11 protein-coding genes are annotated in these 14,352 nt (G+C 65.3%); 8 read left to right on the top strand and 3 right to left on the bottom strand.

The annotated features are described in order from the left end of the window. Positions 1 to 12: 12 nt before the first annotated feature. Complete coding sequence (locus JQ566_RS21620) at positions 13 to 2,103, top strand: molybdopterin oxidoreductase family protein (protein ID WP_212375302.1); 2,091 nt, start codon at positions 13 to 15, stop codon at positions 2,101 to 2,103. 129 nt (positions 2,104 to 2,232) lie between these two features. Beyond that, positions 2,233 to 3,015: an enoyl-CoA hydratase/isomerase family protein gene (locus tag JQ566_RS21625; protein ID WP_212375304.1), complete on the top strand. Its 783-nt coding sequence runs from the start codon at positions 2,233 to 2,235 to the stop codon at positions 3,013 to 3,015. 169 nt (positions 3,016 to 3,184) lie between these two features. Here the strand turns inward: JQ566_RS21625 and JQ566_RS21630 are convergent, their stop codons facing one another. The 3 genes from JQ566_RS21630 to JQ566_RS21640 form a co-directional block, all read right to left on the bottom strand. Continuing rightward, positions 3,185 to 3,613, bottom strand: coding sequence for a GlcG/HbpS family heme-binding protein (locus JQ566_RS21630; RefSeq protein WP_212375306.1), 429 nt, complete (start codon positions 3,611 to 3,613; stop codon positions 3,185 to 3,187). Continuing rightward, on the bottom strand, positions 3,606 to 6,581 hold the full coding sequence (locus JQ566_RS21635) for an FAD-binding and (Fe-S)-binding domain-containing protein (protein ID WP_212375308.1): 2,976 nt from the start codon (positions 6,579 to 6,581) through the stop codon (positions 3,606 to 3,608). Before JQ566_RS21635 ends, JQ566_RS21630 begins: the two co-directional genes overlap by 8 nt. A 103-nt stretch (positions 6,582 to 6,684) precedes the next feature. Then, entirely contained in the window at positions 6,685 to 7,434 is a 750-nt protein-coding gene (locus JQ566_RS21640; RefSeq protein WP_212375310.1) for a GntR family transcriptional regulator, read from the bottom strand. A gap of 133 nt (positions 7,435 to 7,567) precedes the next feature. On the opposite strand from JQ566_RS21640, the gene JQ566_RS21645 reads away from it, so the two are divergent. From JQ566_RS21645 to JQ566_RS21670, 6 genes are all read left to right on the top strand, one after another. Then, positions 7,568 to 8,770: a pyridoxal-phosphate-dependent aminotransferase family protein gene (locus JQ566_RS21645; protein WP_212375312.1), complete on the top strand. Its 1,203-nt coding sequence runs from the start codon at positions 7,568 to 7,570 to the stop codon at positions 8,768 to 8,770. 140 nt (positions 8,771 to 8,910) lie between these two features. Next, complete coding sequence (locus JQ566_RS21650) at positions 8,911 to 10,110, top strand: pyridoxal-phosphate-dependent aminotransferase family protein (protein WP_212375313.1); 1,200 nt, start codon at positions 8,911 to 8,913, stop codon at positions 10,108 to 10,110. 24 nt (positions 10,111 to 10,134) lie between these two features. Continuing rightward, positions 10,135 to 10,932 carry an enoyl-CoA hydratase/isomerase family protein gene (locus JQ566_RS21655; RefSeq protein WP_212375315.1) on the top strand — a complete coding sequence of 266 codons (798 nt, stop codon included), beginning with the start codon at positions 10,135 to 10,137 and terminating at the stop codon, positions 10,930 to 10,932. Positions 10,933 to 11,087: 155 nt separating this feature from the next. Further along, entirely contained in the window at positions 11,088 to 12,062 is a 975-nt protein-coding gene (locus tag JQ566_RS21660; RefSeq protein ID WP_349643343.1) for a Bug family tripartite tricarboxylate transporter substrate binding protein, read from the top strand. A 74-nt stretch (positions 12,063 to 12,136) separates the two neighbouring features. Next, on the top strand, positions 12,137 to 12,679 hold the full coding sequence (locus JQ566_RS21665) for a tripartite tricarboxylate transporter TctB family protein (protein ID WP_212375319.1): 543 nt from the start codon (positions 12,137 to 12,139) through the stop codon (positions 12,677 to 12,679). A gap of 13 nt (positions 12,680 to 12,692) precedes the next feature. Continuing rightward, entirely contained in the window at positions 12,693 to 14,219 is a 1,527-nt protein-coding gene (locus tag JQ566_RS21670) for a tripartite tricarboxylate transporter permease (protein WP_212375321.1), read from the top strand. Positions 14,220 to 14,352 lie beyond the last annotated feature (133 nt).

The raw sequence follows: 14,352 nt of genomic DNA on the forward strand, positions 1-14,352 counted from the left end.
ACGAACGAGGACATGAACCAGCACGCCAAGATCGAAATCCGCCATTCGACCTGTCCGCATGATTGCCCCTCGGCCTGTGCCCTTGACGTCGAGGTGGTCGAGGGCCGCAGCATCGGCCGCGTCCGCGGCTCGAAGAAGCAGACCTACACGGCCGGCGTCGTCTGCGCCAAGGTCGCCCGCTACGCCGAGCGCATCCATCATCCCGAACGGCTGATGTATCCGATGCGCCGAACGGGTGCGAAGGGCTCCGGGCAGTTCGCGCGTATCTCGTGGGACGAGGCGCTGGACGAGATCGCGGTGCGCTTCAATCAGGCCGAGCGCGAGTTCGGCGCGGAATCGGTCTGGCCCTATTACTACGCGGGCACCATGGGGCTCGTGATGCGCGACGGCCTCAACCGTCTCACCCATGTGAAGAAATATTCGCGGTTCTATCAAACCATCTGCGCCAACGTCGCGCGCATCGGTTTCGCGATCGGCACCGGCAAGATCGCCGGCGTCGATCCGCGCGAGATGGCGCTGTCCGATCTCGTCGTGATCTGGGGCACCAACCCCGTCAACACCCAGGTCAACGTGATGACGCACGCCTCTCGTGCCCGCAAGGAGCGCGGCGCGAAGATCGCCGCGGTCGATATCTACGACAATGAGACCATGAAGCAGGCTGACATCAAGATCATCCTGCGCCCCGGCACCGACGGCGCCTTCGCCTGCGGCGTCATGCATGTCCTGTTCCGCGACGGCTATGCCGACCGCGCCTACATGGACGAGTACACGGACTGCCCGGCCGAACTGGAAGCGCATCTGAAGACACGCACCCCGGAATGGGCGTCCGCGATCTCAGGCGTGCCGGTGGCGGAAATAGAAGCCTTTGCGAAAGCGGTTGGTGAGACCAAGCGCTCCTTCTTCCGCTTTGGCTACGGCTTTACGCGCAGTCGTAATGGCGCCACGCAGATGCACGCGGCAAATTGCATTCCTGCGGTGACCGGCGCCTGGCAGCATGAAGGCGGCGGCGCCTTCTTCAACAATTACGCGCTGTGGCACTTCAATGAATCCATCATCGAGGGCCAGGACGCCATCGACAAGTCGACGCGCGCGCTCGACCAGTCGCAGATCGGACGCATCCTCACCGGCGATGCCGAAGCTCTGCAGGGCAAGGGCCCGGTCAAGGCGATGCTGATCCAGAACACCAACCCGATGACGGTCGCGCCGGAGCAGGCGCTGGTGCGCCAGGGCTTTGCGCGCGAGGATCTGTTCGTCGCCGTGCATGAGCAGTTCATGACCGAGACGGCGCAAATGGCCGACATCGTGCTGCCGGCGACCATGTTCATGGAGCATGACGACCTCTATTACGGCGGCGGCCATCAGCACATCTCGGTCGGGCCCAAGCTGATCGACCCGCCCGGCGAATGCCGCTCCAACCACGAGGTGTTGCAAGCGCTGGCGCCGCGGCTCGGCGCCAGGCATCCGGGCTTCGAGATGACGCCGCGCGAATTGATCGATGCGACGCTGAAGCTCAGCAACCACGGCGACATCGCCGGCCTCGAAGCCGACATCTGGCGCGATCTGCAGCCGGATTTCCGCACCTCGCATTATCTCGACGGCTTTGCCCATGCCGACAAGAAGTTCCACTTCCGGGCCGATTGGGCGCACCCGCCGTTCGGCGTGACGATGGGCGATTTCGACAAGATGCCTGATCTGCCGGACCATTGGGCGGTGATCGAGCACGCCGACCTGGCCCATCCGTTCCGGCTCGCCACCAGCCCGTCGCGCAGCTTCCTCAACACCACCTTTAACGAGACGCCGTCCTCGCAGGCGCGCGAGGGCAGGGCCAGCGTGATGATCCATCCCCTGGACGCGGCCGCGCTCGGCATCGCCGATGGCGACGCCGTGACGCTCGGCAACGGCCGCGGCGAGACCACACTGGTCGCAACGCTGTTCGAGGGCGTGCGGCGCGGCGTGCTGATCGCCGAATCCGTTCACCCGAACAAGGGCCATATCGGCGGCCGCGGCATCAACACGCTGACGGGTGCGGACACCATCGCCCCGATCGGCGGCGCCGCGTTCCACGACAACAAGGTCTGGATCAGGAAAGCGATCGCAGGTTGAAGCGCACGCTGATCGTCCTGCATGTTGTGTCGAGACGCTAAAGCCGCGCCGCGCCGCAGTTTGCGCTTGCACCTCTCGCCCGAGCTGCCGCAAATGGCGGCAAACGGGAGCTAAGGAAGCGAGCGTGCCATGACCGATATCACAGCTGTCATCACCGAGAAGCGCGGACAGGCGTTCTGGATCACCATCAACCGGCCGGAGAAGCGCAACGCGCTGAACGGCGACGTGATCGCCGGCATCACACGCGGCTATCGCGACGCGCATGACGACAAGGACGTCCGCGTCATCGTGCTGACGGGCGCGGGCGACAAGGCGTTCTGCGCGGGCGCGGACCTGCAGAACTCCGGCGCGGCGTTCGCGATGGATCATTCCAAGCCGAATGTCGACTATGCCGATCTGCTGCGCCTGTCGCAGAACGCGACCAAGCCGGCGATTGCGCGCCTCAATGGCGTCTGCATGGCCGGCGGCATGGGCCTTTTGTGCATGACCGACATGGCGGTTGCCGCCGACCACGTCGTCTTCGGCCTGCCGGAGGTGAAGGTGGGCGTGTTCCCTATGCAGGTGCTGAGCCTGCTGCAGAGAATTGCGCCGCCCCGTCTCGTCAACGAATGGGCGCTCACCGGTGAGCCGTTCGACGCCAGGGCCGCTCAGGCCGCGGGCCTCCTGAATTACGTCGTGCCCACCGCTGAGCTCGACACCAAGGTCGACTGGCTGATCGGCCGCATCGTCGACAAATCCCCGACCGCGATCCGCCGCGGCAAATACGCCATGCGCGCGATCGCGTCGATGTCGTTCGACGAGAGCATCGCCTACACCGAAAGCCAGATCGCGCTGCTCGCGATGACCGAGGACGCCAAGGAAGGGCTGAAGGCGTTCAGCGAGAAGCGGAAGCCGGTCTGGACGGGACGGTGAGGGGGGCGGCGACTGCTCTTAGTTCGTAGGGTGGGTTAGCCCCGGGCTGCGCGAAGCGCAGTCCCTTGGCGTAACCCACCACGTCTGTTTCCACGGAAGTAGAAGAGGTGGGTTACGCCCTGCGGGCCGCGCTTCGCGCGTCCGCAGTGCTAACCCACCCTACGGCACCTTACCCCGCATTCGCCTTCAGCCCCGCCGCCTGGATGCCCGCGACCGCGCAGGCCTCGTCATTGTCGGATGTGTCGCCGGAGACGCCAACGGCGCCGAGCAGGGTGCTGCCGTCCATGATCAGCACGCCGCCGGGGACCGGGACCAGCGCGCCCTTGGCGATCGTGTTCACGGCGTCGATGAAATAGGCCTGCTCCTGCGCGCGTTGGAACAGGGCGCGTGAGCCCATGCCCATGGCGAGCGCGCCATAGGCCTTGCCGTGCGCGATCTCGGCGCGCATCAGGCTGGTGCCGTCTTGCGCGGCCGCGAGCTTGAGCACTCCGCGGGCATCGAGAATGGTCACGACCAGCGGCTTCAGCTTCAGCTCGGTGGATTTTGCGAAGGCGGCGTCGAGGATCTTGCGGGCGATGTCGAGGGTCAATTCAGCCATGGCTTGGTTCCTTGGTGGCGGGAGTGGCGTTTGAATGGGTGGCGCGATCGAGGCTCATCGCCAGCACGCGCGCGACGTGAAGCGCCTCGCGTTGTGCGCCGTCATGAATCTGGTGCCGGCATGAGGTGCCGTCGGCGACGACAAGTGTATTTGGATCCGCGCGCCGCACAGCCGGCAGCAGCGACAGCTCGGCCATCTCGATCGAGGCATCATATGTGTCCGCGCCATAGCCGAAGGCGCCGGCCATGCCGCAGCAGCTGGACTCGATGGTCTCGACCTTCAGGCCGGGGACGAGGCGCAGCACCTGCTCGACCGGCTTGAAGGCGCCGAAGGATTTTTGATGGCAATGGCCGTGCACCACGACCTTCTCAGTGACGTTGCCGAGCGGCAGTTGCAGCCGGCCCGCCTCGGCTTCACGCACCAGAAACTCCTCGAAGGTCAGCGCATGTGCGCCGACGGCCTTGGCGTCCTTGTCCTTGCGCAGCGAAGCCAGCTCGTCGCGCAGTGTCAGGAGGCAGCTCGGCTCGAGGCCGACGATCGGCACACCGCGCGCGGCGAAGGGCGCGAAGGCGGCCACGAGCCGGTCCAGCTCGGATTTCGCTTCGTCGACGAGACCTGCGGACAGGAACGTGCGGCCACAGCACAGCGGACGGCCGCCGCTCACGGGCTTCGGCAGATGGACGCGATAGCCTCCGGCCGCGAGCACGCGGAGCGCAGCGTCGAGGTTCTCGCGCTCATAGATGCGATTAAAAGTATCAGTGAACAGCACGACCTCGCGACCGTCCGCAGGTCCCATGCTGTCGGCTGGCGGCACGAACACATCGCTGCGGAAGGCGGGGAGCGCCCGGCGCGCGCTGATGCCGGCAACGCGCTCGAACAGTTTTCGCAACAGCGGACTGCGGTTGCGCAAATTCGCGATTGGCGCGAAGCGCGAGGCGAGGCCGGCATAGCGCGGCAGGTACCCGACCAGGCGGTCGCGCAGCGTCAGGCCGTGGCTGGCAGCGCGCGCGGCGAGCACCTCGATCTTCATCTTGGCCATGTCGACCCCAACAGGGCATTCGTGGCGGCAGGCCTTGCAGGAGACGCAGAGCTTGAGGGTCTCCATCATCTCGTCGGAGGCGAGTGCATTGGCGCCGAGCTGGCCGGAGATCGCGAGCCGCAAGGTGTTCGCACGCCCTCGCGTGACGTCCTTCTCATTGCGCGTCGCGCGATAGGACGGGCACATCACGCCGCCCTCGAGCTTGCGGCAGGCGCCGTTGTTGTTGCACATCTCGACCGCGCCCTGGAAACCGCCGCCGGCGCCGGGATAAGCCGACCAGTCGAATTTTGTCTTGAGCTCCGCGACGCGATATTCCGGCTTGAAGCGGAACAGCGAGCGGTCGTCCATCTTCGGCGCATCGACGATCTTGCCGGGATTGAGGACGCCGTCGGGGTCGAAGCGCTGCTTCACCTCCCTGAAGTCGGCGACGAGGCGCTCGCCGAACATAGTTTCGTGGAATTCGGAGCGCACCAGGCCGTCGCCGTGCTCGCCGGAATGCGAGCCCTTGTACTCGCGCACCAGCGCGAACGCCTCTTCGGCGATGGCCCGCATCGCCTTGACGTCCTTCTCCAGCTTCAGGTTCAGCACTGGGCGCACATGCAGGCAGCCCTCCGAGGCATGCGCGTACATCGTGCCGCTGGTGCCGTGCTTGGCGAACACTTCGTTCAGCCGCGCGGTGTAGTCGGCCAGATGCGGCAGCGGCACGGCGCAGTCCTCGACGAAGGAGACCGGCTTGCCCTCCTGCTTCATCGACATCATGACGTTGAGGCCGGCGGCGCGGAAATCGGCGATGCCGCTCTGCAGCGCCGGCTCGGTGATCTCCACCACGCCGCCCCATTTGCGCGTGTCGTTATTCCAGCCGAAGCCGAGATCGCCCATCAGCTCGGTGAGCTGCTTGAGACGGACGAGATTGTCGGCCTGATCTTCTTCGGCGAACTCGACCACCAGCACGGCATCCGGATCGCCCTTGATCGCGGCGGAGATGATGGGGCGGAACATCGCGATGTCGCGGCCGAGCGCGATCATGGTGCGGTCGACCAGCTCGACCGCGATCGGCTTGAGCTTGACCAGGTGCTGGGCCGCATCCATCGCCTCGTAGAAGCTGCCGAAATGGCAGACGCCGAGCGCCTTGTTGCGGATCACGGGCCACAGCTTCAGCTCGACCTTGGTGGTGAAGGCGAGGGTGCCTTCCGAGCCGACCAAGAGATGCGCCATGTTGTTCGGCGCGTTGCGCGGCACCAGCGCATCGAGATTGTAGCCGCCGACGCGGCGCTGCACCTTGGGGAAGCGCGCCGCAATCTCGTCGGCCTCGCGGGTGCCGAGATCGAGCATGTCGCGGAACAGGGCGCGGGTGCTGTCGCTCACCTCGGCGTCGGAGAGGTCGCGCGACACCTCGCCGAAGCGGCTCAGCGTGCCGTCGGCGAGCGATGCCTCCATCGACAGCGTATTGTCGCGCATGGTGCCGTAGCGCAGGCTGCGGCCGCCGCAGGAATTGTTGCCGGCCATGCCGCCGATGGTGGCGCGGGAGGCCGTGGAGACGTCGACCGGAAACCACAGGCCGTGCTTCTTCAGCTGCCGGTTGAGGTCGTCGAGCACGATGCCGGGCTCGACCACGCAGGTGCGGCCTTCGACATCGAGCGAGAGGATCCGGCTCAGGTGCTTGGAGAGATCGACCACGAGGCCGTCATTGACGGTCTGGCCGCATTGCGAGGTGCCGCCGCCGCGCGGGGTGACCTTCACCCCCTCGTCGCGGGCAATCGCCAGCGCCCTCAAGGCCTCGTCCATGGTCTTCGGGACCACCACGCCGGCCGGCATGATCTGGTAGAACGAGGCGTCGGTGGCGTAGCGGCCACGGCTGAAGGGGTCGAACAGGACGTCGCCGGTCAATTCCGACCGCAGGCGCCGTTCGAGCGAGGAGGCGTTTGTCATCCCTGATCCCGGACTGACACAGTAAGGTTCAGCCTTGCTGAGTTATTCATTATGGTTCCTGACCGATTATATTGTGAATGCAAAATGAGCAAGCCGGACGCCCTCAGGGCGAGGCCGGCGCATCCTCTCGGGGCTCGGTCAGGTGCTCGATCGCCGCCGTCCGCTTGTTGCGCAGGTGCTGGAACAGGATGTCGCTGAGCTCGCTTGCGGCGCGGCGGCGCAGTGCATCGAGGATGGCCTCATGCTCGCGCATGGCTTCCGCCCAGCGCTGCCGTTTGCGGGCGAAATTGGCGGAGTAGCGGACGCGGCGAATGCGGCCGGCAAAGTTGGCGTAGGCGGTCTTCAGCGTCTCGTTGCGCGCGGCCGCGACGATGCTCTCGTGGATGCGCTGATTGGTCTGGAAATAGCCGTGCATGTCGCGATGCAGATAATGGCCGTACATCTCGTAATGCAGCTGCTCGATCGCGGTGATCTCCGCGTCCGTAATGGCCTCGCAGGCGAGGCGGCCGGCCAGGCTTTCCAGTCCGGCCATGACGTCGAACAGCTCTTCCAGGTCGCGTTGGCCGAGCTGACGCACCCGCGCGCCGCGGTTGGGCAAGAGCTCGATCAGCCCCTCGGCGGCGAGCACCTTCAACGCCTCGCGTAAGGGCGTGCGGGAGATGCCGAGCATCTCGCAGAGCTGCCGCTCGGGAACGCGCCCGCCCTCGGGAATGTTGCCCTCAACCACGTAGTCGCGCAGCCGCAGCAGGATCTCGCCATGTAGCGAGGCCTCGTGACGGTTTTCCTGGCGGTCGCCGCCATTGCCGGTTGGCGGGGTGATCGGAGCCCCGGTGTCGGGAATCGTGGCTTTCATTTGGAGTACAGTAGTTTGGCCCTTTGGTCGCGTCGACATCCACAATCGAATACCAGATTTCGATTGAATGGACAAAAAATGAATGCAAAATAGCCGACGGAGCCGGCCGTAACCCGCCGACAGGGAGGTTTTCATGCATCAGGGACGCCATTTCCTTCAGATTCCGGGCCCGAGCCCGGTCCCCGAGCGCGTCCTGCGCGCGATGGATATGCCTGTCATTGATCACCGCAGCGCCGAATTCGGCGAGCTCGGCCGCGCCGTGCTCGAGGGCAGCCAGAAGATCTTCCAGACCACGGGGCCGGTGGTGATCTTCCCTTCATCGGGGACCGGCGCCTGGGAAGCTGCGATCGTCAACACGCTGTCGCCGGGCGACAAGGTGCTGATGGTCGAGACCGGCCATTTCGCCACCATGTGGCGGCAGATGGCGGGGCGCTTCGGCGTCGAGGTCGATTTCGTCCCGGGCGACTGGCGCCGCGGCGCCGATCCGGCGGTGATCGAGGCGAAGCTCGCTGAGGATACCGCGCGCGCGATCAAGGCGGTGATGGTCGTGCACAACGAGACCTCGACCGGCGCGACCAGCCGCATCGCGGAGATCCGCGCCGCGATCGACCGCACGGGCCACCCCGCGCTTCTGATGGTCGACACCATCTCCTCGCTCGGCTCGGTCGACTACCGCCACGACGAGTGGAAAGTCGACGTCAGCGTCAGCTGCTCGCAGAAGGGTTTCATGCTGCCGCCCGGCCTCGGCTTCAACGCGATCTCGGAGAAGGCGCTGGCGGTCTCCAAGACCAACAAGATGCCGCGCTCCTATTTCGACTGGGAGGAGATGCTCAAGCCCAATGCCAAGGGCTTCTTCCCCTATACGCCCGCGACCAATCTGCTCTACGGCCTGCGCGAGGCGATCGCGATGCTGCTCGAAGAGGGGCTCGACAATGTTTTTGCGCGGCATCAGCGCCTGGCGGCCGCGACGCGGGCCGCCGTCAACCATTGGGGTCTCGAAGTGCTCTGCCAGGAGCCCTCGGAGTTCTCGCCGGTGCTCACCGCGGTGCTGATGCCGCCGGGGCATGATGCCGATCAGTTCCGGAAAGTGGTGCTCGACAATTACAACATGTCGCTCGGCTCGGGCCTGTCGAAGGTCGCCGGAAAAGTCTTCCGCATCGGCCATCTCGGCGAATGCAATGCGCTCACTTTGCTCGGCGCGCTCACCGGCGTCGAGATGGGCCTGTCGGTCGCCGGCGTGCCGCATCGCTCCGGCGGTGTCGACGTCGCGATGAAGCTCCTGGAGCAACGCCCGCAGGGCAATGCCTCGCCGCATCTGAAGATCGTCGGCACGTAAGGGTGGTCGCGACGCGCGGCGGTGGAGGGGGGCAGGCCGGCCGTTTTGCGCGGACGGCCCCTTTTGGAGGAGAGGACAAGCCGGCCAAATGGTGCTATTCGGCGCCCACCAAAACCAAGGCTAGACCGGGAAGGACGCCGATGACCGTGCATACTGGAAGGCATTTCTTACAGATTCCAGGACCGACCAACGTGCCCGATCGGGTGCTGCGGGCGATGGACATGCCGACGCTGGACCATCGCGGTCCGGAGTTCGCCGAGCTCGGTTTTGCCGTCCTCGCTGCGATGCAGCGCGTGTTCCGCACCAAGCAGCCCGTGATCATCTTCCCCTCGTCCGGCACCGGCGCCTGGGAAGCGGCGATGGTCAATGTGTTTGCGCCCGGCGACAAGGTCTTGATGTGCGAAACCGGCCAGTTCGCCGTGCTCTGGCGCGGCATCGCCGACAAGTTCAAGCTCGACGTCGACTTCATCCCGAGCGACTGGCGCCATGGCGCCGATCTCGCCGAGATCGAGAAGCGCCTTGCCGCCGACAAGCAGCACGCCATCAAGGCGGTCTGCGTCGTCCACAACGAGACCTCGACCGGCTGCGTGACGCCGCCGCTCGAAGTGCGCAAGATCCTCGACCGCACGAAGCATCCGGCGCTGCTGATGGTCGACACCATCTCCGGCCTCGGCTCGATGGAATATGAGCACGACGCCTGGGGCATCGACGTCTCGGTCGCAGGCTCACAGAAGGGCCTGATGCTGCCGCCGGGTCTCGGCTTCAACGCCGTCTCGGAGAAGGCGCTCGCGGTCGCCAAGGCCAATCCGGGCATGCGCTCCTACTGGGACTGGCAGGAGGTCATCAGCTTCAACAAGCTCGGCACCTTCCCCTACACGCCCGCGACCAACCTGCTCTACGGCCTGCGCGAAGCGGTCAAGATGCTGGAGGAGGAGGGGCTGGAGAACGTCTGGTCCCGCCACAAGCGCCACAGCGCGGCGACGCGGGCGGCGGTCAAGGTCTGGGGCCTGGAGACGCAGTGTGCCGATCCCGCCGCGCATTCGCCGGCGCTGACCGGCGTGCGCGTGCCCGAGGGCTTTGATGCCGACGCCTTCCGCAAGGTGGTGCTGGAAAACTTCGACATGTCGCTCGGCACCGGCCTGAACAAGGTCAAGGGCAAAGTGTTCCGCATCGGCCATATCGGCCATTTCAACGATCTGATGCTGATGGGCACGCTCGCCGGCGTCGAGATGGGTCTTGATCTTGCAAAGATCCCGCACCGGAGCGGCGGCGTATTGGCGGCCATGGACGTCCTCAAGGGACGCGACGTGGTGCCGATGACCAAGGCTCAGGTGGCTTGAACTAACTTAGAAAGTGAGCGCGCGATGAACGCACCGACGACTACTAGCGAAGACCTGCTCTACTCCGTCACGGACGGCATCGCGCGGATCACCTTCAACCGCCCGCAGGCGCGCAACGCCATGACCTTCGCCATGTATGACCGCATGGCGGAGATCTGCCAGGAGATCAACGCCGACCGCTCGATCAAGGCGCTGATCCTGACCGGCGCCGGCGACAAGGCGTTCGCCTCCGGCACCGACATCTCGCAATTTCGCGCCTTCAAGACCGCGCAGGACGCGCTCGACTACGAGGCACGGATCGACCGCGTGCTCGGCACGCTCGAGCAGTGCCGCGTGCCGGTGATCGCGGCCATCGCCGGGGCCTGCACCGGCGGCGGTGCCGGCATTGCGGCCTGCTGCGATCTCCGCATCGGCACCGAGACGACGCGGATGGGCTTTCCGATCGCGCGCACGCTCGGCAACTGCCTGTCGATGTCGAATATCAGCCGCGTCGTCGCGCTGGTCGGTCCCGCCCGCACCAAGGATATGATCTTCAAGGCGCGCCTCGTCGAGGCGCAGGAGGCGCTCGCCCTCGGCCTGCTCAACGAGATCGTGCCCGACGTCGAGACGCTGCAGCGCCGCGCCGACGAGACCGCGAAGCTCGTCGCCAGCCACGCGCCGCTGACGCTGGAAGCGACCAAGGAGGCGGTGCGCCGCATCCGCCGCACGCTGTCGCGCGAGGAGGGCGAGGACCTGATCCTGAAAGCCTATATGAGCGAAGATTTCCGCGAGGGCATGGATGCCTTCCTCAACAAACGGGCGCCCGTCTGGAAGGGCAAGTAAACTCATGCGCAATCGGCGTCGTCAGTCGAAAGTCATAGGCGCCGATTTGCCGGGCTGCTTGCACTCGTCAGCTTTAGTCCGCACTATGCAGGGATAGAATTCTTCCGCACTACAACTCAAAAAAACATCAGGGGACGAAACTCGTGCGAATTCCAGTGAAAGCCCTCGGCGCTGCGACGGCGCTGTTGTTGAGCACGCCGGCCTTCGCCGGCTGGGAACCGGCAAAACCCGTCGAGATCGTGGTGGCGGCGGGCGCGGGTGGCGCCTCCGATCAGATGGCGCGGATGATGCAGGCCGCGATCCAGAAGAACAATCTGATGAAGCAGCCGATGGTCGTCTCGCTCAAGGGCGGTGCCTCGGGCGCGGAAGCGCTGATGTACATGAAATCCAGCGAGGGCGACCCGAACAAGGTGCTGATCGCCTATTCGCTGATCTACATGCTGCCGCTGTCGGCAAAGATCCCGTTCAACTGGCGTGAGCTGACGCCGGTCTCTGTGGTCGCGCTCGACCAGTTCGTGCTCTGGGACAACAGCGCAGGCCCCAAGACGGTGAAGGAATTCGTCGTGGCCGCGAAGGCCGCGAGCTCGCCGTTCAAGATGGGCGGCACCGGCTCCAAGCGCGAGGACCACGTGCTCACGGTGTTCCTCGAGCAGAAGACCGGCGCGAAATTCTCCTATCTGCCCTACAAGTCCGGCGGCGAGGCCGCGACCCAGCTGGTCGGCAACCACACCGAAGCTAACGTCAACAACCCATCCGAAAATCTCGAAGTCTGGCGCGCCGGCCAGGTGCGTCCGCTCTGCGTCTTCGACAAGGAGCGCATCTCCTACACCGGCAAGGTGACGGACACCCAGTCCTGGGCCGACATCCCGACCTGCAAGGAGGAGGGCGTCGACGTGCAGTATCGGATGTTGCGCGCGATGTTCCTGCCCGGCAAGGTCACGGCTGAGCAGCAGGCGTTCTATGCCGATCTGTTCCACAAGGTGACGCAGACCGCGGAATACAAGGACTACATGGAGAAGCAGGCGCTGAAGCCGATCTTCCTCACCGGCAAGGACATGGTGCAATTCCTCGAGGAGGACGATGCGCTGAACAAGTCGCTGATGACGGAAGCCGGTTTCGTCGCGAAGTAGCTGTCCCTTTTTTCTCCCTCTCCCCGTTCTTACGGGGAGAGGGGGAATTGGCCGCACTCCGTCCCTAGCAGAGCATGTCCCAAACCGATATCGAAATCGTCGTCGAGGATCCCACCGCGCCCGAAGACGACTCGCCCTCCGTCGTCTCTTCCGGCACGATCGAGATCGTCGTTTGCCTCCTGCTGCTCGCGCTCGCCATCACGCTCGGCTACGACAATTGGCGCACCGGCGCGTCCTGGGATGCGACCGGGCCCGAGCCCGGCTATTTCCCGTTTTATCTTTCCGTCATCCTCGGCGGCGGCAGCCTCTACGGCCTGATCGTGGCGCTGCTTGCGCGTCGCTCCTCGCGCGAGACCTTCGTCACGCGCGCGCAAGGCCGCCGCGTGATGGCGGTGTTCGTGCCGACGCTGCTGTTCTGCCTGGTGACGCAGGTCCTCGGCCTCTATGTCGCGAGCTTCCTCCTGATCGCGGGCTTCATGCGCCTCGTCGGCAGGATCGCGCTGTGGAAGTCGCTGCTCACCGCTTTCGTGTTCACGGCGATCATGTTCGTCACCTTCGACATCGCCTTCGACGTCATCATGCCGAAAGGGCCGCTCGAAGCGGCCCTCGGCCGCTAGGCGGGCCCGCGCGATGGAAGCTTTCGGTCTCCTGCTCCACGGCTTTGCCGTCCTGCTGACGTGGAAGACGCTCGTGCTGATGATGGTCGGGCTGGTGCTCGGCATCTTCGTCGGCGTGCTGCCCGGGCTCGGCGGTCCCAATGGCGTTGCGATCCTGTTGCCGCTCACCTTCACGATGGACCCGACCTCGGCGATCGTGATGCTGTCCTGCATCTATTGGGGCGCGCTGTTCGGCGGTGCCATCACCTCGATCCTGTTCAACATCCCGGGCGAGGCCTGGTCGGTCGCGACCACCTTCGACGGCTATCCGATGGCGCAGCAGGGCAGGGCGGCGGAGGCGCTGACTGCGGCGTTCACCTCCTCCTTCATCGGCTCGCTGGTCGCGGTGCTGCTGATCACCTTTCTTGCGCCGATGATCTCGTCCTTCGCGCTGAAGTTCGGCCCGCCCGAGTTCTTCGCGGTCTATCTCTTGACCTTCTGCTCCTTTGTCGGCCTCGGGCGCGAAGCCAAGCACAAGACGGTCATCTCGATGTCGCTGGGCCTGCTGCTCGCCGGCATCGGCATGGACACGGTGTCTGGCAATCTGCGCATGACCTTCGGCTCGCCGGAGCTGCTCCGCGGCATCAACTTCCTGGTCGCCGTCATCGGCCTGTTCGGCATCAGCGAGATCCTGCTGACGATGGAGGAACGGCTGGCGCTGCGCGGACACGCGGCGGGCATCTCGCTGCGCGTCGTGCTCGGCGTCTGGAAGGACCTGCCGAAATACTGGGTGACGCTGCTGCGCTCCTCCTTCATCGGCTGCTGGCTTGGCATCACCCCGGGCGGCGCGATCGCGGCGTCCTTCATGGGCTACAATCTGGCAAAACGCTTCGCCAAGGAGCCCGGAAGTTTCGGCAAGGGCCGCATCGAGGGCGTGTTCGCGCCGGAGACGGCGGCGCACGCCTCCGGCACCTCGGCGCTGCTGCCGATGCTGGCGCTCGGCATTCCCGGCTCGGGCACCGCGGCGATCCTGCTCGGCGGCCTGATGGTGTGGGGGCTCAATCCGGGGCCGCTGCTGTTCGTCGAGCACAAGGACTTCGTCTGGGGCCTGATCGCCTCGATGTATCTCGGCAACGTCGTCGGCCTCGTGCTGGTGCTGACGACGGTGCCGATCTTCGCCTCGATCCTGCGCGTGCCGTTTGCCGCGGTGGCGCCGATGATCGTGGTGTCCTGCGCGATCGGCGCCTACGCGATCCAGAACGCGATGTTCGATATCTGGCTGATGCTCGGCTTCGGCGTCGTCGGCTACGTCTTCAAGAAGATCGGCATTCCGCTGGCGCCGTTCACCCTCGCGCTCGTGCTCGGCAACCGTGCCGAGGATGCCTTTCGCCTGTCGATGATCGGCTCGGGCGGCACCTTGAAGGTGTTCTGGTCGAACGGCTTGGTCGGCTCGATCACGACACTGGCCATCGTGCTGCTGTTCTGGCCCGTGATCGACGGCCTGCTCGGCCGTATCGGCAGGAAGGCGGCGGGGCAAAACGGCGACGCAACGAAAAGTTGAATTCTATCAGTGCCTTGGTTTTAATGTGTCGTCACAGTCCGGTCGCTGACGCCCTGTGATTGTTTCCAGATGTTGCTGTTGCGCGACAGCCTGGGCTGGGCTTGGCGCTTATGCTTCCCGTAGATTTCTTTCC

Source organism: Bradyrhizobium sp. SZCCT0231, from assembly GCF_018130245.1.
Lineage (GTDB): Bacteria > Pseudomonadota > Alphaproteobacteria > Rhizobiales > Xanthobacteraceae > Bradyrhizobium > Bradyrhizobium japonicum_F.

Coding starts and splice junctions, on each gene's coding strand:
- JQ566_RS21670 (WP_212375321.1), top strand. CDS start 12,693: ATGGAAGCTTTCGGTCTCCTGCTCCACGGCTTTGCCGTCCTGCTGACG.
- JQ566_RS21655 (WP_212375315.1), top strand. CDS start 10,135: ATGAACGCACCGACGACTACTAGCGAAGACCTGCTCTACTCCGTCACG.
- JQ566_RS21640 (WP_212375310.1), bottom strand. CDS start 7,434: ATGAAAGCCACGATTCCCGACACCGGGGCTCCGATCACCCCGCCAACC.
- JQ566_RS21625 (WP_212375304.1), top strand. CDS start 2,233: ATGACCGATATCACAGCTGTCATCACCGAGAAGCGCGGACAGGCGTTC.
- JQ566_RS21645 (WP_212375312.1), top strand. CDS start 7,568: ATGCATCAGGGACGCCATTTCCTTCAGATTCCGGGCCCGAGCCCGGTC.
- JQ566_RS21630 (WP_212375306.1), bottom strand. CDS start 3,613: ATGGCTGAATTGACCCTCGACATCGCCCGCAAGATCCTCGACGCCGCC.
- JQ566_RS21635 (WP_212375308.1), bottom strand. CDS start 6,581: ATGACAAACGCCTCCTCGCTCGAACGGCGCCTGCGGTCGGAATTGACC.
- JQ566_RS21620 (WP_212375302.1), top strand. CDS start 13: ATGAACCAGCACGCCAAGATCGAAATCCGCCATTCGACCTGTCCGCAT.
- JQ566_RS21650 (WP_212375313.1), top strand. CDS start 8,911: ATGACCGTGCATACTGGAAGGCATTTCTTACAGATTCCAGGACCGACC.
- JQ566_RS21665 (WP_212375319.1), top strand. CDS start 12,137: ATGTCCCAAACCGATATCGAAATCGTCGTCGAGGATCCCACCGCGCCC.